Origin of the sequence: Anaeromyxobacter sp. Red801 (genome assembly GCF_049201065.2) — a bacterium.
Taxonomy (GTDB): Bacteria; Myxococcota; Myxococcia; order Myxococcales; family Anaeromyxobacteraceae; genus Anaeromyxobacter.
In genome coordinates, this window is record NZ_CM181236.1 from 3381837 (window position 1) to 3402926 (window position 21090).

The 21090-nt window shown below is 74.8% G+C and carries 15 protein-coding genes and 1 pseudogene; 11 read left to right on the forward strand and 5 right to left on the reverse strand.

Features of this window, described 5'->3' with window-relative positions:
• Position 1: 1 nt before the first annotated feature.
• Genes ACOQFB_RS15565 through ACOQFB_RS15580 form a run of 4 tightly spaced genes read right to left on the reverse strand, consistent with a single transcriptional unit; the run spans position 2 to position 4145 of the window.
• Complete coding sequence (locus tag ACOQFB_RS15565) at positions 2 to 1015, reverse strand: Gfo/Idh/MocA family protein (RefSeq protein ID WP_059438109.1); 1014 nt, start codon at positions 1013 to 1015, stop codon at positions 2 to 4.
• On the reverse strand, positions 1012 to 1971 hold the full coding sequence (locus tag ACOQFB_RS15570; protein ID WP_421609341.1) for an MDR/zinc-dependent alcohol dehydrogenase-like family protein: 960 nt from the start codon (positions 1969 to 1971) through the stop codon (positions 1012 to 1014). The genes ACOQFB_RS15565 and ACOQFB_RS15570 overlap by 4 nt, the downstream gene beginning before the upstream one ends.
• Positions 1972 to 3030, reverse strand: a complete 1059-nt coding sequence (locus ACOQFB_RS15575) for an SDR family NAD(P)-dependent oxidoreductase (protein ID WP_421609342.1) — start codon at positions 3028 to 3030, stop codon at positions 1972 to 1974.
• A complete protein-coding gene (locus ACOQFB_RS15580; protein WP_421609343.1) occupies positions 3027 to 4145 on the reverse strand; it encodes an NAD-dependent epimerase/dehydratase family protein in 1119 nt (372 codons plus the stop codon). The genes ACOQFB_RS15575 and ACOQFB_RS15580 overlap by 4 nt, the downstream gene beginning before the upstream one ends.
• Before the next feature lie 238 nt (positions 4146 to 4383).
• Between ACOQFB_RS15580 and ACOQFB_RS15585 the strand changes: the two genes are divergently transcribed.
• The 5 genes from ACOQFB_RS15585 (at position 4384) to ACOQFB_RS15605 (ending at position 11712) form a co-directional block, all read left to right on the forward strand.
• On the forward strand, positions 4384 to 5511 hold the full coding sequence (locus tag ACOQFB_RS15585) for a CgeB family protein (protein ID WP_421609344.1): 1128 nt from the start codon (positions 4384 to 4386) through the stop codon (positions 5509 to 5511).
• A gap of 49 nt (positions 5512 to 5560) precedes the next feature.
• A complete protein-coding gene (locus ACOQFB_RS15590; protein ID WP_494492271.1) occupies positions 5561 to 6655 on the forward strand; it encodes a glycosyltransferase family protein in 1095 nt (364 codons plus the stop codon).
• A gap of 16 nt (positions 6656 to 6671) precedes the next feature.
• Positions 6672 to 7985 (forward strand): UDP-glucose dehydrogenase family protein, encoded by a 1314-nt coding sequence (locus ACOQFB_RS15595; protein WP_059439365.1) that lies wholly within the window; start codon positions 6672 to 6674, stop codon positions 7983 to 7985.
• Between the two features lie 87 nt (positions 7986 to 8072).
• Complete coding sequence (gene glgX, locus ACOQFB_RS15600; protein ID WP_059439364.1) at positions 8073 to 10211, forward strand: glycogen debranching protein GlgX; 2139 nt, start codon at positions 8073 to 8075, stop codon at positions 10209 to 10211.
• A 61-nt stretch (positions 10212 to 10272) separates the two neighbouring features.
• A complete protein-coding gene (locus ACOQFB_RS15605) occupies positions 10273 to 11712 on the forward strand; it encodes a sigma-54-dependent transcriptional regulator (RefSeq protein ID WP_421609346.1) in 1440 nt (479 codons plus the stop codon).
• A 7-nt stretch (positions 11713 to 11719) separates the two neighbouring features.
• On the opposite strand, the gene ACOQFB_RS15610 is transcribed toward ACOQFB_RS15605, so the two are convergent.
• Positions 11720 to 12160 (reverse strand): hypothetical protein, encoded by a 441-nt coding sequence (locus ACOQFB_RS15610; protein WP_421609347.1) that lies wholly within the window; start codon positions 12158 to 12160, stop codon positions 11720 to 11722.
• 93 nt (positions 12161 to 12253) lie between these two features.
• Here ACOQFB_RS15610 and glnE point away from each other — a divergent pair, with 93 nt between their 5' ends.
• The 6 genes and pseudogenes from glnE (at position 12254) to ACOQFB_RS15640 (ending at position 21075) form a co-directional block, all read left to right on the forward strand.
• Positions 12254 to 15298, forward strand: coding sequence for a bifunctional [glutamate--ammonia ligase]-adenylyl-L-tyrosine phosphorylase/[glutamate--ammonia-ligase] adenylyltransferase (gene glnE, locus ACOQFB_RS15615; RefSeq protein WP_421609348.1), 3045 nt, complete (start codon positions 12254 to 12256; stop codon positions 15296 to 15298).
• 68 nt (positions 15299 to 15366) lie between these two features.
• Positions 15367 to 16812 (forward strand): patatin-like phospholipase family protein, encoded by a 1446-nt coding sequence (locus tag ACOQFB_RS15620; protein WP_421609349.1) that lies wholly within the window; start codon positions 15367 to 15369, stop codon positions 16810 to 16812.
• A gap of 112 nt (positions 16813 to 16924) precedes the next feature.
• Positions 16925 to 17838 (forward strand): annotated as a pseudogene (locus tag ACOQFB_RS15625) (branched-chain amino acid transaminase).
• Positions 17839 to 18191: 353 nt separating this feature from the next.
• Positions 18192 to 18923 (forward strand): Fic family protein, encoded by a 732-nt coding sequence (locus ACOQFB_RS15630; RefSeq protein ID WP_237757789.1) that lies wholly within the window; start codon positions 18192 to 18194, stop codon positions 18921 to 18923.
• A 203-nt stretch (positions 18924 to 19126) separates the two neighbouring features.
• Complete coding sequence (locus ACOQFB_RS15635) at positions 19127 to 19954, forward strand: deoxyribonuclease IV (RefSeq protein ID WP_059436003.1); 828 nt, start codon at positions 19127 to 19129, stop codon at positions 19952 to 19954.
• On the forward strand, positions 19951 to 21075 hold the full coding sequence (locus ACOQFB_RS15640; RefSeq protein WP_059436002.1) for a DHH family phosphoesterase: 1125 nt from the start codon (positions 19951 to 19953) through the stop codon (positions 21073 to 21075). The genes ACOQFB_RS15635 and ACOQFB_RS15640 overlap by 4 nt, the downstream gene beginning before the upstream one ends.
• Positions 21076 to 21090: the final 15 nt, after the last annotated feature.

Below are 21090 nucleotides of genomic sequence, written 5' to 3' on the forward strand. Positions count from 1 at the left end.
GTCACGCCTCGTAGATCCGGTCCAGGGTGGCCTGGACGTCGAGGATCGACTCGACCGCCGGGTCGTAGCGGCCGCCCGCCGCGAGCGCGCGCGCCCAGGCCACCGCGGCCCGGCCGCCCCACGCGTCGGGCGGGGCGGCCAGCAGCTCGCGGCGCGTGCCGTGGAAGCGCTCCACCAGGAAGTCGTAGAAGGACCCGTGGACGTTGCGGAGCGCCGCGCCGCCCCGGGTGCCGTAGAACGCGGCCTCGATGGCGCAGTCCTGGCCGGCGGAGAGGCGCCACGAGCAGGAGAGCTGCACGGCGGTGCCGTTCCCCAGCTCGAGCTGGGCGGCGGCGTAGTCCTCCACGAGGCCGCTCTCTCGGCCGCGCAGCCGCTTGCCACCCGAGCGCAGCGTCGCGCTCACCGTGTCCACCCCGGGACCGCCCAGCGTCCAGAGCGCCAGGTCCACCAGGTGGATCCCGAGGTCCACCAGGCAGCCGCCGCCGGACAGGCGCGCGTCGTAGAACCAGGACTTGTCCGGCCCGTACGCGTTGTGGAAGGAGAGGTGCGCGGCGTACACCTCGCCGAGCGCGCCCTCCGCGACGAGCGCGCGCACCCGGTCCATGCCCGCCACGTGGCGGTACGAGAGGTCCACGCCGAGGAGCCGGTCGGCGGCGCGCGCCGCCTCCACCACCCGCCGCGCCTCCGGCGCGGTCCGCGCGAGCGGCTTCTGGCAGAACACCGCCACCCCGCGCCGCAGCGCCCGCACCGCCTGCTCCGCGTGCAGGGCCGACGGCGTGGCGATGACCACCCCGTCCACGCCCAGGTCGAGCAGCGCGTCGAGGTCGGGCACCACCAGGCAGCCGTCCAGCGCCGAGGCGGCCTCGCGGGCCGCGGCGGCGCTCGGATCGGCGAGCGCGGCGGCGGTGGCCGCGCCGGACTCGAGGATGGCGCGCAGGCGGTGCCGGCCGATCCAGCCGACGCCGAGGAAGCCGAGCCGCGGGCGCGCCGGGCCGGCCGATGGGTACGCGATCATGGGGTGACGAGGGCCTTCACGAAGCCGTCCGGCCGCTCCTCCATCGCCTGGAATGCGTCGGCGAGCCGGTCGAGCGGAAAGCTCCGGTAGAGCGGCCCGGGATCGAGCCGCCCCTCCGCCACCAGCCGCGCCGCCGCGAGGACCCCCTCCCGCTGCACCGCGAGATCGCGCTCGTGGGCGTTCACGACGTCGATCCCGCGCCAGTTCCACGACTGCATGTCCACGGTCCGGGGGCCGTCCTGGTGGTAGCCGGCGATGGCGAGCCGCCCGCCCTCGGCCACCAGCCGGGAGGCGAGGTCCAGCGCCTCCTGCGAACCGATCGCCTCGACCACCACCTCGCACATGCGCCCGCCGGTGAGATCCCGGACGCGCGCCTCGGCGGCCCCGGGATCGCCGGTCGAGATGGCCTCGTCCGCCCCGAAGCGCCGCGCCAGCCCGAGCGACGTCTCCCGGCGCGAGAGCGCCAGCACCCGCGCCCCGGCCAGCGCCGCCAGGCGGAGGACCACCAGCCCGAGGAAGCCCGCCCCCACCACCGCCACCGTGTCGCCCTGCGCGATGGCGGCCCGGCGGAACACGTTCACCGCGCAGCCGAGCGCCTCGCCGGGGAACGCGCCGGCGACGCCGTCCGGGATGGGCAGGACGCGGTCGGCGGCGGCGAGGTCGTAGTCCGCGAAGGCGGCCCCGGAGAGCAGCGCCACCCGCTGCCCCTCCACCAGCCCCTCGACGCCCGCGCCCAGCCGCTCCACCACGCCCCAGCCCTCGTGGCCCGGCACGCCCGGCGCGAACGGATAGGTGAACCAGGCCCGCCCCTGCCACGGCGCCAGGTTGGAGCCGCACACGCCGCAGCCGTGCAGGCGCACCAGCACCTGCCCCGGCCCGGGCCGGGGCCGCTCCACCTCGGCGAGCTCGATCCGCCGCGGGCCCGCCAGCACCGCGGCGCGCATGCGCGCGGCCATCTAGGTCGCCGCCTCCCCGAGCGCGGCCGGGCGCTGCGGCCGCGCCGCCGCCGCGAGCCACGCGTGCAGACGCCCCACGCCCTCCCGGACGCCGGTGCGCGGCGCCCAGCCGGCCAGCGCCGCGAAGGCGGAGGGATCGGACACGTACCAGCGCTGGTCGGCGAGGCGCCACGGCTCGAGCGTCACCCGGGGGCGCACGCCCTCCAGCGCCTCGACGAGCTCGAGCAGCTCGAGCAGGCTCACCGTGTTGTCCGGCCCGCCCCCGAGGTTGAAGGCGCGCCCGGCCACCTCGCGCGGGCGCTCGCGCGCCGCCAGGAACGCGTCGAGCAGGTCCTCCACGAACAGGATGTCGCGCACCTGCTTCCCGTCGCCGTAGAGCGTGATGGGCCGCCGGGCCATGGCCTGGATGAGGAAGTGCGCCACCCAGCCCTGGTCCTCGGTGCCGAGCTGGTGCGGCCCGTAGATGCAGCTCATCCGGAACACGGTGGCGGGCACGCCGTAGGTGCGCGCCCAGTCGAGCACGTACTGCTCGGCGGCGCCCTTGGAGCAGCCGTACGGTGAGTGGAAGGCGAGGTTCCGCGCCTCGGAGATCCCGCGGTGCAGCCCCGGATCGACCGGAGCGTACCGCCGGCCGGCGACCTCGAGGAGCACGTCCTCGAGCGCGCCGTAGACCTTGTTGGTGGACGTGAAGAGCACGAAGGGCGGCGGGTCCTGGCGGCGCACCGCCTCCAGCACGTTGAGGGTGCCGCGCGCGTTGACCTCGAAGTCCTGGACCGGGTCCACGAGCGAGGTGGTCACCGCCACCTGCGCGGCCAGGTGGAACACCGCCGCCGCGCCCTCCACCGCGCGCGCCACCGCGCCCGGGTCGCGCACGTCGCCCGCGATCACCTCGAGCCGATCGCCGTGCGTGGCGCGCAGCCAGGCCAGGTTCCGCTCCACCCCCGGGCGCGCCAGGCTGTCGAGGATCCGCACCCGCGTCCCGGACGAGAGCAGCCGGTGCGCGAGGTTCGCGCCGATGAACCCCGCCCCGCCCACCACCAGCACGCGCTCGGCGATCACAGCGACAGCCCCCGCGCGGCCAGCTCCGCGCTCGCCTCGCCCACCCGGTCGTGCGCGATCTGGCCCTCCAGCCACCCGGCCAGCTCCGCCAGCCCGTCGTCGAACGCCACCGCCGGCGCGTAGCCGAGCACGGCGCGCGCCCGCGAGATGTCCGCGAAGCAGTGGCGGATGTCGCCCACGCGGTACCGCTGCGTCACCTCGGGCCGGAGCTCCTCGCGGCCCAGCGCCAAGGCCAGCCGCTCGGCCACCTCGAGGACGGTGAAGCTGCGGCCGCTGCCGACGTTCAGCACCTGCCCGGCCGCGCCCGGCACCGTCAGCGCCAGCCGGCAGGCCTCGGCCACGTCGCGCACCGACACGAAGTCGCGGCGCTGCAGGCCGTCCTCGTTGACCAGCGGGGGACGGCCGTTGAGGTAGCGCGCCGCGAAGATGGCGAGGACGCCGGTGTACGGGTTCGAGAGCGCCTGGCGCGTGCCGTACACGTTGAAGAAGCGCAGCGCGACGGTGGCGATGCCGTACGCCTCGCCCACCAGCAGGCTCATCCGCTCCTGGTCGTACTTCGAGAGCGCGTAGATCGACGCGAGCGCCGGCGGCTTCGTCTCCGGCGTCGGCACCGGCTCGAGCGCCGCGCCGCCCTCCCCGGCCGGCTCCCAGCGCCGCGCCAGGAGCTGCGCCCGGGTCCGCTCCGCGGTGACCGGGCGGCCGCGCGCGTCGCGGTACAGCCCCTCGCCGTACAGGCTCATCGACGACGCCACCACGAGCCGCTCCACCGGGCGCTCGATGAGCGCCTGGAGCAGGGTGGCGGTCCCGAGGTCGTTCACGCCGACGTAGCGCTCCACCTCGTACATGCTCTGGCCGACGCCGACCGCCGCGGCGAGGTGCACCACCGCGTCCACCCCGCGCAGCGCGCGGCGCACCGCCTCCGGGTCGCGCACGTCGCCGACCTGCAGCTCCACCTCCCGGGCGAGGTAGGCGGGGCGCGCCGCGCCCGGGCCGTGCACCTGGGGTGAAAGGACGTCGAGCGCGCGCACGGCGTGGCCGTGCGCGAGCAGGTGGTCGGCCAGGTGCGACCCGATGAAGCCCGCGCCGCCGGTGATGAGGATCCTCCGTCCGCTCATGCGTGTGCCGTCCCTGGGCCCGCCCTCCGCTCCGTCCCCCGGGCATGAAGGGCGGCCCTCCTCGCGAAACGTGCGGACAGGTGCGTGACCGGGCAACGTGCACGCCTCGCGGGGGAACGCTCCCCGGGCGTGCGGCGCAGCGCCGAGCGACGCCCGGTCCCTCGGCGCAGACTGCGGGCGGGGGATCGACAACCTACATTTCGTCGAGCGGATGGCCCGGAGGCCGCCCGTCACACCCATGCCCGAACGGCTTCGGATCGCCTTCTTCGCCTCGAGCCTGGTGTCCGCCTACTGGAACGGGGCGGCCACCTACTACCGCGGGCTCGCCCGCGCGCTCCACGCGCGCGGCCACGCGCTCACCTTCTACGAGCCCGACGCGTTCGACCGTCAACGGCACCGGGACATCCCGGATCCACCGTACGCGCGCTCGGTGGTCTGGGATCCGGGGGATCCCGCCGCGCTGGAGCGCTGCCTCGAGGAGGCCGCCCGGGCGGATCTGGTGGTGAAGGCGAGCGGGGTGGGCGTCCACGACGCCCTGCTGGAGGCGCGGGTGGCGGGGCTGCGCCGGCCGGGGAACCGGGTGGCGTTCTGGGACGTGGACGCGCCCGCCACGCTGGCCCGCCTGGCCGCCGACCCGGCCGACCCGTTCCGCGCGCTGGTGCCCCGGTACGACCTCGTGTTCACGTATGGTGGAGGCGACCCGGTGGTCCGCGCCTACGCGGCGTGCGGCGCGCGGCGCTGCGTCCCGGTTTACAACGCGCTCGATCCCGCCACGCACCACCCGGCGGCGCCCGACCCGCGCTTCGAGGCCGACCTGGCGCTGCTCGCCAACCGCCTGCCCGATCGCGAGGCGCGCGTGGAGGAGTTCTTCCTGCGCCCGGCCGCGGCCCTGCCCGGGCGGCGGTTCCTGCTCGGCGGGGCGGGCTGGCAGGACCGGGCGGTGCCGCCGAACGTGCGGCGCGCCGGCCACGTGGGCACCGCCGATCACAACGCCTGGAACTCCACCGCGCGGGCGGTGCTGAACGTCTCGCGCGACAGCATGGCCGCGAACGGCTTCTCCCCCGCCACCCGCGTGTTCGAGGCGGCCGGCGCGGGCGCCTGCATCGTGACCGACGCGTGGGACGGGATCGAGCGGTTCCTCGCGCCCGGCGAGGAGATCCTGGTCGCCCGCGACGGCGACGAGGTGGCCGCGCTGCTGGACGGGCTGGACGCGGCCCGCGCCCGGCGCGTCGGCGCCGCCGCCCGCCGGCGGGTGCTCGCCGAGCACACCTACGCGCAGCGCGCCGAGGTGGTGGAGGCCGCGCTGGGGGTGCCCGGCGTCCGGCCCGCCCCCGAGCGCGCCCTCGCCCAGGGCTGGGCCGAATGACGGCCGGCGCGCTCGACGTGGTGTTCGTGGGGCTCTCCATCACGTCGTCTTGGGGCAACGGCACGCCACCACCTACCGCGCGCTGTGCCGCGCCCTCGCCGCCGCCGGGCACCGCGTCACGTTCCTGGAGCGCGACGTGCCCTGGTACGCCGCGAACCGCGACCTCGCCGCCCCCGCGTTCTGCCGGCTCGAGCTGTACCGGTCGGTGGCCGAGCTGCGCGAGCGGCTGGGGGAGACGCTCCGCCGCGCGGACCTCGCGGTGGTCGGCTCGTACGTGCCGGACGGCGTGGAGGTGGGCGCGCTGGTGCAGGAGCTCGCGCGCGGCGTCACCGCGTTCTACGACATCGACACGCCGGTCACGGTGGCCCGGCTCGTCCGCGGCGAGTGCGAGTACCTCACCCCGGCGCTCGTGCCCGGCTTCGACCTGTACCTGTCCTTCACCGGCGGTCCCATGCTCGCGCGCATCGAGCGCGAGCTGGGCGCGCCCGCCGCGCGGGCGCTCTACTGCAGCGCCGACCCGGAGGTGCACCGCCCGGCCGCCGCGCCCGGCGCGGCGCCGCGCTGGGACCTCGGCTACGTCGGCACCTACGGCGCCGACCGCCAGCCCGCGCTGGAGCGGCTGCTGCTCGAGCCGGCGCGGCGCCGCCCCGGCCGCCGCTTCGTGGTGGCGGGCCCGCAGTACCCGCCCGGCCTCGACTGGCCCGCCAACGTCGGGCGCATCGAGCATCTCGCGCCCGGCGAGCACGCCGCGTTCTACGCCGCGCAGCGCTTCACGCTGAACGTCACCCGCGCCGACATGGTCCGCGCCGGCTGGTCGCCGTCGGTGCGGCTGTTCGAGGCGGCGGCGTGCGCGACGCCGATCGTGTCCGACCCGTGGCCCGGGATCGAGACCGTGTTCGCGCCCGGGCGGGAGCTCCTGCTGGCCCGCTCCACCGCCGACGCGCTCGCGATCCTGGAGCGGCTCCCGGAGGACGAGCGCCGGGCGGTGGGCGCGCGGGCGCGGCGGCGCGTCCTCGCCGAGCACACCGCGGCCCACCGGGCCGAGGCGCTCGCCGCCCACGTGCGCGAGGCGCGCGAGCGCGCGGCGCGGCGCCGGGCGCCGGCGCGGCGGCGCGAGCGGGTGGCGCAGGAGGATCCGGGCTAGCGGCCGAGGGGGATGGATGCGGATCGCGGTGGTGGGCGCGGGGTACGTGGGGCTGGTCACCGGGACCTGCCTCGCGGAGTCCGGCAACGACGTCAGCTGCGTGGACACCGACGCCGGGAAGGTCGAGCGGCTCCAGCGCGGCGAGGTGCCGATCTACGAGCCGGGGCTGGAGGAGCTGGTCCGGCGCAACCTGCGCGAGGGGCGCCTCCGCTTCGGCACCGACCTGGCGCAGGCGACCGGGCGCGCCAAGGTGGTGTTCCTCGCGGTCGGCACGCCCGAGGGCGAGGACGGCGACGCCGAGCTCCGCCACGTGATGGAGGCCGCCGAGGAGGTGGCGCGCGCGGTGAAGCACTACACCGTGGTCGCGACCAAGAGCACCGTGCCGGTCGGCACCGCCGGGCGCATCCAGGAGATCATGGCCCGCCGCGCCCGCTTCGAGGTGGACGTGGTCTCCAACCCCGAGTTCCTGAAGGAGGGGGCGGCGCTCGAGGACTTCCAGCGGCCGGACCGCGTGGTGGTGGGCGCGAGCAGCGACCGCGCCCGGCGGATCATGCGCGAGCTCTACGCGCCGTTCGTGCGGACCGAGCGGCCCATCCTGTTCATGGAGCCGCGCTCGGCGGAGATGGTGAAGTACGCGGCGAACGCGATGCTCGCGACGCGCATCTCGTTCATGAACGACATCGCGCTGCTCTGCGACAAGGTGGGCGCCGACGCGGAGCAGGTCCGGCGCGGCGTGGGCGCGGACACGCGCATCGGCTACCCGTTCCTGTTCCCGGGGATCGGCTACGGCGGCTCCTGCTTCCCCAAGGACGTGAAGGCGCTGCTCGCCACCGGCCGCCGCCACGGCGTGGACCTCGACCTGCTCCGCGCGGTGGAGAAGACCAACGAGCGCCAGAAGCGCCACCTGCTCGCGCGCGCGGTGCGACACTTCGGCGATCTCGCCGGCAAGGTCTTCGGGGTGTGGGGGCTCGCGTTCAAGCCGCGCACCGACGACATGCGCGAGGCGCCCTCGGTCGAGGTCATCGAGGGGCTGCTGGGCAAGGGCGCGCGGGTGCAGGCGTACGACCCGGTGGCCATGGACCGCGCCCGGCGGCGCTTCGGCGAGCGGGTGACGTTCGCGCCCGGGCCGTACGAGGCGCTGGAGGGGGCCGACGCGCTGTTCGTCGTCACGGAGTGGAGCGAGTTCCGCAACCCGGACTTCGAGCGCATGAAGGCCCTGCTCCGCGCGCCGGTGGTGTTCGACGGGCGCAACGTGTTCGAGCCCGAGGAGATGCGCGAACAGGGGTTCAGCTACTTCTGCATCGGGCGGGCGCCGGCCGCGGCGCGCTGAGGCACGGCCCCCACCCGGACCCTCCGTCGTCCTGGCGGGCGCGCCGCGGGGGTCCCATCTTGTGGTGGAGGCCGCGACGGAGGCCCCATGAACGGCGATCGCACCTGGCCTGGCCGACCCTACCCGCTGGGCGCGGCGTTCGACGGCGAGGGCACCAACTTCGCGGTCTACGCGCGCCACGCCGACGCGGTCGAGCTCTGCCTGTACGATCCCGCCGAGCCGGCCACCGAGCGGCGGCGCCTCCGGCTCGGCGCCCGCACCGGCCACGTGTGGCACGCCTACCTCCCCGGCATCGGCCCGGGCACGCCCTACGGCTACCGGGCGCACGGGCCCTACGAGCCGGAGGCGGGGCACCGCTACAACCCGGCCAAGCTCCTCGTCGACCCGTACGCGCGCGAGCTGACCGGCGAGGCCGACCTGCGCGGCGCGGTGTTCGGCTACCGGCGCGGCGCGCCGGACGAGGACCTCACCCCGGACCCCGAGGACTCCGCGCCGTGGGTGCCGCGCGCGGTGGTGGTGGGCAACCACTACGACTGGGAGGGCGACCGGCCCCCGTGCACGCCGCTGCACCGCACCGTCGTCTACGAGCTGCACGTGCGCGGCTTCACCATGCGTCACCCGGAGGTCCCGCCGGAGCTGCGCGGCACGTACGCCGGGCTCGCCTCCCCGCCCGCGCTCGAGCACCTGGCGCGCCTGGGCGTGACCGCCGTCGAGCTGCTGCCGGTGCACGCGTTCGTGGACGACGCGTTCCTGCTCCAGCGCGGGCTGCGCAACTACTGGGGCTACTCCACGCTCGCGTACCTCGCGCCGGAGCCGCGCTACGCGGCGCGCCGCGGCCCGGGCGAGCAGGTGAACGAGTTCCGCGGCATGGTGAAGGCGCTGCACCGCGCCGGCCTCGAGGTGATCCTCGACGTGGTCTACAACCACACCTGCGAGGGCAACCACCTCGGCCCGACGCTCTCGCTGAAGGGGCTCGACAACCGGACGTACTACCGGCTCGCGGGCGAGGCGCCGCGGTACTACGCCGACTACACCGGCACCGGCAACTCGCTCGACCTCACCCGGCCCCAGACGCTGGCGCTGGTGATGGACTCGCTCCGCTACTGGGTCACCGAGATGCACGTGGACGGCTTCCGCTTCGACCTGGCCGTCACGCTGGCGCGCGACCCGGAGACCTTCGACGAGGCCTCGCGGTTCCTGGCCGCGGTGCACCAGGACCCGGTGCTGCGGCAGGTGAAGCTCATCGCCGAGCCGTGGGACGTCGGGCCGGACGGCTACAAGGTCGGCGCGTTCCCGGTGATCTGGTCGGAGTGGAACGGGAAGTACCGCGACGTGGTGCGCCGCTTCTGGAAGGGCGACGGGGACCAGCAGCCGGAGATGGGCTACCGGCTCACCGGCTCGGCCGACCTCTACGAGCCCGCCGGCCGGAAGATCTACGCCAGCGTGAACTTCGTCACCGCGCACGACGGGTTCACGCTGCGCGACCTCGTCTCCTACGACCGCAAGCACAACGAGGCGAACGGCGAGGAGAACCGCGACGGGACCGACGAGAACTTCTCCTGGAACTGCGGCGTGGAGGGCGAGACCGACGACCCGGCGGTGCTGGCGCTGCGCGACCGCCAGCAGCGGAACCTCATGGCGACGCTGCTCGTCTCGCAGGGCATCCCGATGATCGCCGCCGGCGACGAGATGGGGAAGACGCAGCGCGGCAACAACAACGCGTACTGCCACGACGACGAGCTGGCCTGGGTGGACTGGGACCTCGACGAGCGGCGCCGCGCGCTGCTCGCGTTCACCCGGCGCATGATCCGCCTGCGCCTCTCGCAGCCGGTGCTGCAGCGGCGCGGCTTCTTCCGCGGCGCGCAGCTGTGGGACTCGTCGGTGAAGGACCTGGCCTGGTTCCGGCCGGACGGCACCGAGATGACCGAGGCGGACTGGGCCGAGCCGTTCGCGCGGTCCGTCGCGTTCCTGCTGGGCGGCGACGCCATCGCCAGCCCCGACGAGCACGGGGAGCGGATCGTGGGCGACACGCTCCTCGTGCTGCTCAACGCGCACCACGAGCCGGTCCGCTACGTGCTCCCGGCGGTCGAGTGGGGCCGGCGGTGGCTGGTGCTCGAGGACACCTGCGCCGAGCCGGACGGGCGGCACGGGCCGGTGGAGGCCCGGGGCGCGGTCCAGGTGGAGGCGCGCTCGCTCGTGATCCTGGCCCGGCCCGCCGAGGTGTGACGGCGGCCCACCGCGCGCGGCGCGGGCGTCCCGGGCCGAGGTCGCCTATGATCGCGCGCGCATGGACCCGACCAAGGCGAACATCCTGGTGGTGGACGACGAGCGGAACATCCGGCGCACGCTGCGGATGGTGCTCGAGGCCGAGGGCTACGCGGTGCTGGAGGCCGAGAGCGCCGAGCAGGGGCTGGAGGTGCTCCAGGCCGAGCCGGTGGACCTGGGCGTCTTCGACATCCGCCTCCCCGGCATGGACGGCCTGGCCCTGCTCTCCCGCGCCCGCGAGCTGTGGCGCGACCTGCCGGTCATCATGATCTCCGGCCACGCCGACACGAGCGACGTGGTGGACGCGGTGAAGCGCGGCGCCACCGACTTCTTCTCCAAGCCGGTGGACCGCGACCGCGTCCTCGTCTCGGTGCGCAACGCGCTCTCGCGCCGGGACCTCGAGGGCAAGGTGCAGGCGCTCTCCGCGCGCGAGCGCCGCTTCTCCGACGACATGCTGGGCGAGAGCCCGGCCATGCGGAAGCTGCGGGACGACATCGGCAAGGTGGCGCCCACCAGCGGCCGCGTGCTGGTCCTGGGCGAGTCCGGCACCGGCAAGGAGCTGGTGGCGGCCGAGGTCCACCGGCAGTCGAGGCGCGCCGACGGGCCGTTCGTGAAGGTGAACTGCGCGGCCATCCCGTCCGAGCTCATCGAGTCGGAGCTGTTCGGCCACGAGAAGGGCAGCTTCTCGGGCGCCGCGGCGCGCCGGCGCGGCCAGTTCGAGGTGGCGCACGGCGGGACGCTGTTCCTCGACGAGATCGGCGACATGGGGCTGTCCGCCCAGGCGAAGGTGCTCCGCGCGCTCCAGACCGGCGAGGTGGTCCGGGTCGGCAGCGAGAAGGCGTTCACGGTGGACGTCCGGATCATCGCCGCGACCAACAAGGACCTGGAGGAGGAGGTGCGGAACGGCACGTTCCGCGAGGACCTGTTCTTCCGCCTGAACGTCGTGCCGCTCACCGTGCCGCCGCTGCGCGACCGGCTCGAGGACGTGCCGGTGCTCGCGGAGCGCTTCTTCCAGCTCGCCACGCGCGAGAACGGCCTGCGCCCGAAGCCCGTGGAGCCCGACGTCTACGACCGGCTGAAGCAGCACCGCTGGCCGGGCAACGTCCGCGAGCTCCGCAACGTGTGCGAGCGGATGGTGATCATGAGCGGCGAGCGCATCACCTCCGCCGACGTGCCGGAGACGGTCGGCCCGCGCGCCGCGCCGCCCCCGCCGCCCGGCTCCGCGGACCTGTCGCGGTACGGCGAGGTGCCGCTGAAGGAGCTCCGGGACCTCGTCGAGCGCGACTACATCCTGGCGCGGCTCGAGGAGCACGACTGGAACATCACCCAGGCCGCGCAGGCGCTCGGCGTCGAGCGCACCAACCTGCACAAGAAGATCAAGCAGCACGGGCTCTCCCGCGCCGGCCGCGCGCCGCCGAGGGAGGAGGCCGACGAGGCGGGCGAGGGCGACGCGGAGGCCTGAGGACGGCCTACTGGATCCGGTCCGCCGGCTGCTCCGCCCGCTTCTCGGACAGGCAGCGCCGCAGCGCCGCTTCGTCGGTCCACCCGCAGGCGCCGTCCGCCTGGCGCTCGCAGCGGGCCGCGACGTAGCAGGCGAACTCCGGCTTCATGATGCACGGCGAGACGAGGTCCTCGGCGGCGCACAGCTCCCCGGCGCAGCCGGTCCGCCGGCACGCGCCGGCCGGCGCCGGGGCGTGCGCCCGCGCGGGCGGCGCCGAGGTGGCCGCGCCGGCCTCGCCGGGCCCGGCCCGGACCGGAGCCCCGGGCGCGCCCGCGTCGCCCCGCCCCGCCGCGGCCGGCGGCGCGGCGGACGGAGCGGCGGACGGCTGCGGCGCCGAGGCCGGTGAACCGTCGGTGCAGCAGGCGGCGAGGAGCGCCAGGGGGACGGCCGCGAGCACGAGGGTGCGCATCCGCGGAAGGTAGCGCGGCGCGGGCGCGCCCGGCCAGCGCGGCGTGCGCATCCGGCGGGGTGCGCCCCGGCGCGGCGCTATGATGGCCGGCCGATGCCCACCTCGCACGCCATCCCCGGCCTGCCACCCCTCGAGCCCCGCGCCCCGGAGTCCCAGGAGCGGCTCGCCCGCCTCGAGAAGAAGTTCCCCGGCCGGATCGCCGCGGTGCGCGAGGCGTGCGCCTACGCGCCGGATCCCGACCTGGCGCTCGCCGGCATCGAGCGGTACGTGGACGGCGCCGGCGCGCTGCCCGCCGAGCCGGACCTGCTGGAGGCGCTCGCGCTCCTCTGCGGCGGTTCGCGGCTGGTCTCCGCCCTGCTCGCGCGCGACCCGCGGCTGCTCCGCCGCGCCGCCCGCTCGCCGCACCTGCTCCGCCCGCGCACCGAGGCCGACCTGCGCCGCGTGCTCTCCCGGACCGCACGCCGCCTCGAGCCCGAGGACGTGGACGGCTTCCACCGCCTGCTCCGGCGGCTGCGCGCGCGCGAGGTGGTGCGCATCGCGCTCCGCGACCTCCGCCGGGCCCGGGTGAAGGAGATCACCGCCGAGCTGTCCGCGCTCGCCTGCGCCTGCGTGGACGCCGCCATCCGCTTCCACGACCGGCTCCTGCGCGCCCGCCACGGCGCCCCGGCCGGCCTGGCCGGGCGCGAGGCCGGCGCCGGGTTCTGCGCCATCGCCATGGGCAAGCTCGGCGCGCGCGAGCTCAACTTCTCCTCCGACATCGACCTCATCTACGTCTACGGCCAGGACGGCCAGACCGACGGGCCGAAGCCGCTCACGCACTTCGCCTACTACGCGAAGCTCGCCGAGCACGTCACCGAGGCCATCGCCAAGCCCACCGAGGACGGCTTCGTGTTCCGGGTGGACCTGAACCTCCGGCCGGACGGCCGGAGCGGGCCCATCGTGAACAGCATCCCGGCGGCCGAGTACTACTACCAGGCGTTCGGGCGGACCTGGGAGCGCAACGCGCTGGTGAAGGCGCGCCCCGGCGCCGGCGACCTCGCGGTGGGCGACGAGCTGGTCCGGCACCTCGAGCCGTTCGTGTGGCGGCGCAGCCTGGACCTCGACGTGGTGGCGGAGATCCAGGCGATGAAGGCGCGCATCGACGCCCGCGCCGGCGCCGAGGGCAAGGACGACCTGAAGCTGGGCCGCGGCGGGATCCGCGAGGTGGAGTTCTTCGTCTCGGCGCTGCAGCTCCTGCACGGCGGGCGCGACGAGGGCCGGCCGCTCCGCGAGCGCGCGGTGCTGCCGGCGCTGGAGCGGCTCCTGTTCGCCGGCGTGGTCCCGGCGAAGGACCGCGACGAGCTCGCCGACGCGTACCTGTTCCTGCGCCGCGCCGAGCACCGCGTCCAGATGGTGGACGGCGCGCAGACGCAGCGCCTGCCGCCGCCCGGCGAGCGGACCGGCCTGGCCCGCGCCATGGGGTACGCCTCCGAGCAGGCGTTCGAGGCGGTGCTCTCCGACCACCGCGAGCGCGTGGCCCGCCACTTCGCCGGCCTGCTCGGCACCGGCGCCGGCGCCGCCCCGCTCGATCCCGAGCTGGCGCTGCTGGCCGACGCCGACGTGCCCGCCGATCGCCGCGCCGCCATCGCGACCCGCCGCGGCCTCGCCGACCCGGACCGCGCCATCGCCGCCATCGACTCGATGGCGCGGCGGCGCACGCCGTTCTCGCCGCTCGGCGACCCCGCCGCGGCCGTGTCGCTCCTCGCCGACGCGCTCGGCACGCCGGATCCGGACCAGGCGCTCTCGCACCTGGCCGACTTCGCCGCCGCGCTCCGCAACCCCGACCCGTACTTCAAGATGCTGGCCGAGCACCGCCGCATCGCCCGGCTGCTGCTCTCGCTGTTCGGCACCTCCGACTTCCTCTCCAAGCGCTTCCTGCGCCACCCCGAGCTCATCGACCTGCTGCTCCGCGAGGACCAGGTGGTGCTGGAGAAGGCGCTCGACGAGCTCCGCGCCGAGGTGCGCGAGCGCCTCGCGGCGGTGGACCGCACGCTGCCGCTCGACGACCTGCTGGAGCACGAGCTGGGCGAGCTGCGCCGCTACAAGAACGAGGAGGTGCTGCGCGTCGCCATCCACGACATCGCCGGCACCGTGGACCTGCCCAGCGTCGCCGGCCAGCTCTCGGACCTGGCCGAGTCGTGCCTGGAGGCGTGCCTCACCCTGGCCGAGGACGAGGCGCGCGCCAAGGGCGTGCTGCCGCCCGGGCGGCTCTGCGTCATCGGCATGGGGAAGCTGGGCGGGCGCGAGCTCGGCTACCACTCCGACCTCGACCTCATCTTCCTCTACCCCGGCGGCGCCGAGCCCGGCTTCGAGCGCTACGCCCGGCTCGCGCAGCGCTTCATGTCGTTCCTGCAGATGCCGCTGCGCGAGGGGCGGCTCTACCAGATCGACACGCGCCTGCGCCCCTCCGGCAACCAGGGCGCGCTGGTGATCGGGGCCGAGGGCTTCGTGCGCTACCACACCGGCGAGGCGCTCCCGGGCGGCGTCGCGCGCGACGGCGCGGCCGGCGCGGTGCGCAGCCAGCTCTGGGAGCGCCAGGCCCTGCTCCGCGCCCGCTTCGTGGCCGGCGACCGCGCGCTGTTCGAGGACGTGAACGCGCGCGCCATCGTGCCGGCGGTGTACGGCCGGCGCGAGGACCCCGCCGCGCTCGCCGCCGAGATCCGGCGCATGCGGGAGCGGATGGAGTCGGAGCTGTCGCGCGAGGCGTCGCACGGGAAGAACCCGAAGACCGGGCGCGGCGGCCTGGTGGACGTGGAGTTCGCGGCGCAGTACCTCCAGCTCGCGCACGGCCACGACCACCCCTCCATCCGCACCCCCTCGACGCCGGTCGCGCTCCGCGCGCTGCGCGCCGCGGGCCTGCTGCGCGAGGCCGAGCACGAGGCGCTCGCGCGCGGGTACGAGTTCCTGCGCCACGTGGAGCTGCGCCTGCGCATCGTCCACGACTTCACCATCGACCACCTGCCCGCGAGCGGGCCGCCGCTGCACCAGCTCGCGCGGCGGCTCGGCTACTACGGCGCGGAGCCGGGCGCGCGCTTCCTGGCGGAGTACGCGCGCGTCACCGCGGCGGTGCGCCAGGCGTTCGAGGACGTCGTCCGCTAGCCCGCGCCCGCGCCCGGCGGCCGGGTGCGCCGAGGTGGGGTACGGGGGCGTCGGGGCCGCGGCGTAGAATGCGCGCGCCCCCGATGCGCCCCGTCCCGCCCGAAGACCCGCTCGACCTCCACCACGAGGCCATCCGCCCGTTCGAGGAGGCCGAGGCCGCGCTGGTCCGCTCGGTGGTGAGCACGCCCGCGTGGCTGTCCGAGCGCGACGAGGCGGCGCTGCGCTACGCGCTCAACCTGGCGCGGGTCGGCCGGGTGCGCGCGCAGGACGGCGGCGAGGTGGACGTCGCGCCGGCGCTCGCGCCGTTCCGCGAGGACGTCCGCCCGCTCGTCTCGGCCCTGCTCGCGCCGGGCGGGCCGGACCGCGCCGCGGCGACCGGGATGGTGCCGAACCTGTCGCTGCGCGCCCGCGCGTTCCGGGCGCGGGCCGTGGCGGCGGCGGAGGGGCGGCTCGCGCCGGGCGCGCTCGACCGCGAGGTCTGCGAGAAGGCGCTGGTGCTGGTGTGCGGCGGCGGCGGCGGCGTGGCCTGGTCGTACCTGGGCGCGTTCGCGCTGCTGGAGCAGTACGGCCTCGTGCCGCGGCTGCTCGCCGGCACGAGCATGGGCTCGGTGCTGCTCCTGTTCCGGGCGCGCCGCGCGCGCTGGAACCCGGACGACGTGGACGAGGCGCTGAGTGGGCTCTCCTTCCGCACGCTGTTCCGCTTCCTCCAGACCGGGAACCGCTACGGCCTGCCCGCGGCGCTGCGCCTGTACCTGCGCGCCGCCATCGGCGAGTTCCTGAAGGGCCCCGACGGCCACCCGCTCACGCTCGGCCAGCTGGCCGTGCCGCTGGTGGTGGCGGTCACCGGGATCCGCAACGGCGCCCTGCCCCGCGACCCGGGCTACTACGAGCACCTGCTCGACCTGGACGCCCGCGCGCCGCGCCCGAGCGCGCTCACCCGCATGTTCTCCGACGTGCTCCAGGCGGTGGGCGAGCTCATCGTGCAGCGCGACCGGTTCGCGCGCATCTACCTGGGCGCCGACGCCGAGACCCACGCGTTCGACGCCATCGACGCGGTGGGGTTCTCCTCCGCCCTCCCCGGCGTCATCCACTACGACGTGCTGCGCGACGACGAGCGCATGCACCGCCTGCTCGCCGCCCTGCTCGAGAAGCACGACGTGTTCCGGCTGGTGGACGGCGGGCTGGTGGACAACCTCCCGGCGCGGGCGGCCTGGTCCACGGTGCAGCGCGGCGCCATCGGCACGCGAAACGCGTTCGTGCTGGCGCTGGAGGGCTTCGCGCCGAAGCTCTCCCAGCCGCTCTGGTTCGGCCTGGAGCAGCTCGCGGCGCAGAACGTCACGCGCAACCGGCCGTTCGCGCACCACCACCGCTCCTTCCAGAAGGTGCTCTCGCCGGTCGAGATCGTGCCGTCGCAGGAGGAGCTGCGGCACGCCATCCACGCCGGCAAGGCCGAGCTGCACCCCGACATGCCGTTCGTCGCGCGCATGGTGCGGCCCTTCCCGCCGCTCGCCTGACCGCGCGCCCGCGCTCCACCCGCCGTGCGCCCCCGCGCACGGTGCGATTGAATCCCGCGGCCCGTTGGGGCATCTTCGTCGACCCACTCCCACCAACCTCGGAAGGGCCACGATGATCAAGGCGGACAGGATCTGGCTCGACGGAAAGCTCGTCGCCTTCGAGGACGCGAAGGTCCACGTCCTCACCCACGCGCTCCACTACGGCATCGGCGTGTTCGAGGGGATCCGCGCCTACGAGCAGGCCGGCGGGGGCTCGGCGTGTTCCGCCTGCGCGAGCACATCCAGCGCCTGTTCGACTCGGCGCGCATCATGCTCATGGAGCTCCCGTTCTCGCCCGCCGACGTCGAGCGCGCCTGCGTCGAGGTGCTGAAGGCGAACGGCCTGAAGGCCGGCTACATCCGCCCGCTCGCGTTCTTCGGCGCCGGCTCCATGGGCGTCGGCGCGCCGAACCCGGTGCAGGTGCTCGTCGCGGCCTGGCCCTGGGGCGCCTACCTCTCCGAGGAGGGCATGGCGAAGGGCATCCGCGCCAAGGTCTCGTCCATCGCCCGCCTCCACATCGGCGGCCAGATGGTGCGCGCCAAGGTGTCCGGCCAGTACGTGAACTCGTTCCTCGCCACCCGCGAGGCGGCGCTCGCCGGCTACGACGAGGCCATCCTGCTCGACGCCGACGGGTACGTGGCCGAGGGCTCGGGCGAGAACGTCTTCATCGTGAAGAACGGGGTGCTGCAGACGCCGCCGCTCTCCTCGCCGGTGCTGGACGGCATCACCCGCAACGCGGTCCTCCGCCTCGCGGCCGACCTGGGCATCCCGGTGAAGGAGGAGAAGTTCACCCGCGACACCGCCTACCTCGCCGACGAGCTGTTCCTCACCGGCACCGCCGCCGAGGTCACCCCGGTCCGCGAGCTCGACAACCGGCGCATCGGCAAGGGCGAGCCCGGGCCGGTGACGAAGCGCATCTCGGAGGCGTTCTTCAAGGCGGTCGGCGGCGCGGACCCGAAGCACCGCGAGTGGCTCACGCCCTACTAGGGACCTGCGCCGCTTCGCCGGGCCCCAACAGGGCTCCCGCCGGCGAGCCATCACACATCCTGCCGACAGGAGGGCCGTTTTCCGGGCGGTTGCCCCCGGAGGACGGCCCTCGCGCGCTCGGGGGACGGAACAAACCTCCCCCCCGGCCGGTTCCATCCGCCGAAGGGCAATTCCGTTGACCTTTCGCGAACGATTCGGCTAGATTCCCCGGACTTTCCGTGGGGCCCACCAAGGAAATCGCCTGAGATGCCGAAGGGTTCGACCGGCTCCGTGCGCTGACCGCCCCGGGCCGATCCCCCTCGCGCAGAGGAGCACCCAAGATGCGGACCCGATACGTCGACATCGACGATCGCATGGAGGATCTCGCTGACCGCCTCCGCGGCGATCCGGAGATCGTCCAGGACTTCCTCGCGCGGTACGAGCTGTCGTGGCTCTACCACGAGAACGCGCTCGAGGGCGTCGTGTACTCGAGCCAGGAGCTCGCCACCGCGCTCGCGAACGCGCCGCTCGCCGACGTGACGTTCGTGAGCGCGCTCCAGGAGATCCGCAACCACAAGGTGGCGCTCGACCTGGTGCGCGAGGAGGCGGCGGCCAAGAAGCCGAAGCTCAACCTCACCACGGTGAAGAAGCTGTACGAGACGCTCGGCCACGGGATCGAGGGCCGGAGCGTCGCCGAGTACCGCAAGGACATGCCGCTCCACCGCGCGTACTTCCACGACATCGCGCAGCCGGCGAAGATCCAGCCCGCCCTGCAGAAGCTGCTCGAGGCCACCGAGGGCGCCGACTTCCGCAACGCGCACCCGATCCAGCAGGCCTGCAAGCTGCACCACGGCTTCATGCAGGTGTTCCCGTTCACCGAGAACTCCGGCCGCGTGGCGCGCCTGCTCGCGAACCTCGTCCTGCTGCACGCCGGGTACGAGCTGCCGGTCATCGTCCACGCGACCGACCGCCAGCGGTACTACGAGTCGCTGCGCCTGCCCGACACCATCCTGCGCGACCTGACGATGGAGGCGCTCGACAACGCCCTGTCGCAGGCCGAGAAGTACTTCGCCGAGGCGCCGCGGGCCCGGAAGGCCGCCCGCTAGGCGACCGCTCGCGGCAGGGCGTATGCCCCGGTTGGGTGGCGCACATGGGCCTCCCCTGTGCGCCGGCGCCCGGCGAGCGGGGGGCTCCGGGCGCACGGTCGGCGTGCAACCTGCCGACAGCACTGGATTTTGGGGCTCCCCCCGCCCCCGGCCGTCCGAGCATGGCGGGGCGGGGGCCGGCTATTGTATAGCTACGCCCCCCTATGCTCCTGGGAGCACATGAAGGCATCGCCGGTGGGGTCTCGACCGCGTTCGCGCGCGCCGAGGCCGACGGCGCCGACTGCCTGCAGATCTTCACCCGCAACGCGCGGGGCTGGGCGGCGAAGCCGCTCGAGCCCGATGAGGTGAAGCGCTTCCAGGGCGAGGCCCGCCGCACCCGCAAGCCGGTCGCGGCCCACTCCTCCTACCTCATCAACAGCGCCGCCGCCGACCGCGACCTGCGGAAGAAGAGCTGGGACGCGCTCGCCGACGAGCTGGACCGGTGCGAGCGGCTCGGCATCGCCGGGCTCATCTTCCACCCCGGCAGCAACGAGGACGCGGCCGAGGGCCTCCGGCTGGTCGCGGAGGGGATGCAGCGCGCCCTCGAGAAGGTCCCCGGCAAGGCGAAGCTCCTCGTCGAGACCACCGCCGGCCAGGGGTCCAGCCTGGGGTGGCGGTTCGAGGAGATCGCGGCCATCCGCCAGGCGATCCCCGGCGCGGCCCGCCGCCGCACCGGCGTCTGCGTGGACACCTGCCACCTGTTCGCCGCGGGCTACGACCTCACCACCGAGGAGGGATACCACCGCACCTTCGACGAGCTCGACCGCGTGGTCGGCCTCTCGAACGTGCGCGCGTTCCACCTCAACGACTCGAAGAAGCCGCTCGGGTGCCGGGTGGACCGGCACGAGCACATCGGGCAGGGCGCCATGGGGCTGGGCCCCTTCCGCCACCTGGTGAACGACCCCCGCTTCGCGGAGATCCCGGGGTTCGTGGAGACCGAGTCGCGATTCAAGGAGAACATCGAGGTCCTCCGCGGCCTCGTACGCCGATGAAGGTCCACCTCCCCATGCGCCAGCCGCCCGACGAGCCGCAGAAACCGCGGACCCGCCCGGAGGTCCGCGCCGCCCGGATGACGCTCTACCCTCGCGGTGGCGAGTCGCCCCGCGCCAAGCTCGATCGCCTCATCCAGTACGCCCGCTCGCACGAGCGCGCGCTCATCCTCACGCACGACAACCCGGATCCCGACTCCATCGCCGCGGGCGTCGCGCTCGCCTACCTGCTCGAGAAGCTCGCCGGGGTGGAGGCCATCGTCGCCTACGGCGGCATCGTGGGGCGCGCCGAGAACCGCGCGCTCATCAAGGTCCTGAAGCTGCCGGTGGTCCCCATCGCCCGCGTGGTCTTCGACGACTACGACCTCATCTGCATGGTCGACACGCAGCCGGAGCAGGGGAACCACTCGCTCCCGGCCCGCCACTTCCCCGACGTGGTCATCGACCACCACCCCGAGCGGCCCGACTCGCACCTCGCGCCCATCGCCGACGTGGGCGGCCCCATCGGCGCCACCTCCACCGTGCTCGCGGAGTACTTCCGCGCGAGCGGCCTGAAGGTGCCCGCCGGCCTCGCCACCGCGCTGTTCTACGGGATCAAGGCGGACACCCGCGACCTGGGCCGGCAGACCACGCCCACCGACGTGGACGCGTACCTGTGGCTGTTCCCGATGACGGACAAGGACGCGCTGGGCGCCATCGAGCACCCGCTGCTGCCCGAGGACTACTTCCGCCTCTACCACACCGCCATCGAGCGGGCGCAGGTCTACGGCGAGGTGGTGATCTGCGATCTCGGCACCATCTACACGCCGGACATGGTCGCGGAGATCGCCGAGCGCTTCATGTACCTCGAGGACATGAAGTGGTCGCTCGCGTTCGCGCAGTACGAGGACGCCCTGTTCTTCTCGGTGCGCACCACCGACCGGCGCATGAACGCCGGGCGGCTCATCCGCGAGGTCATCGAGGCCCGCGGCGGCTCCGCGGGCGGCCACGGCACCATGGCCGGCGCGCGCCTGCCGGTGAAGGGCCTCGGCGCCGCGGCGAACCGCAAGCTGCGCGAGGAGGTCGTGAAGGACTTCCTCGACGCGTTCGGCGTGCGCGCGCGCAAGCCGAAGAAGCTCGTCTAGCCCTGCCCTGCCGGG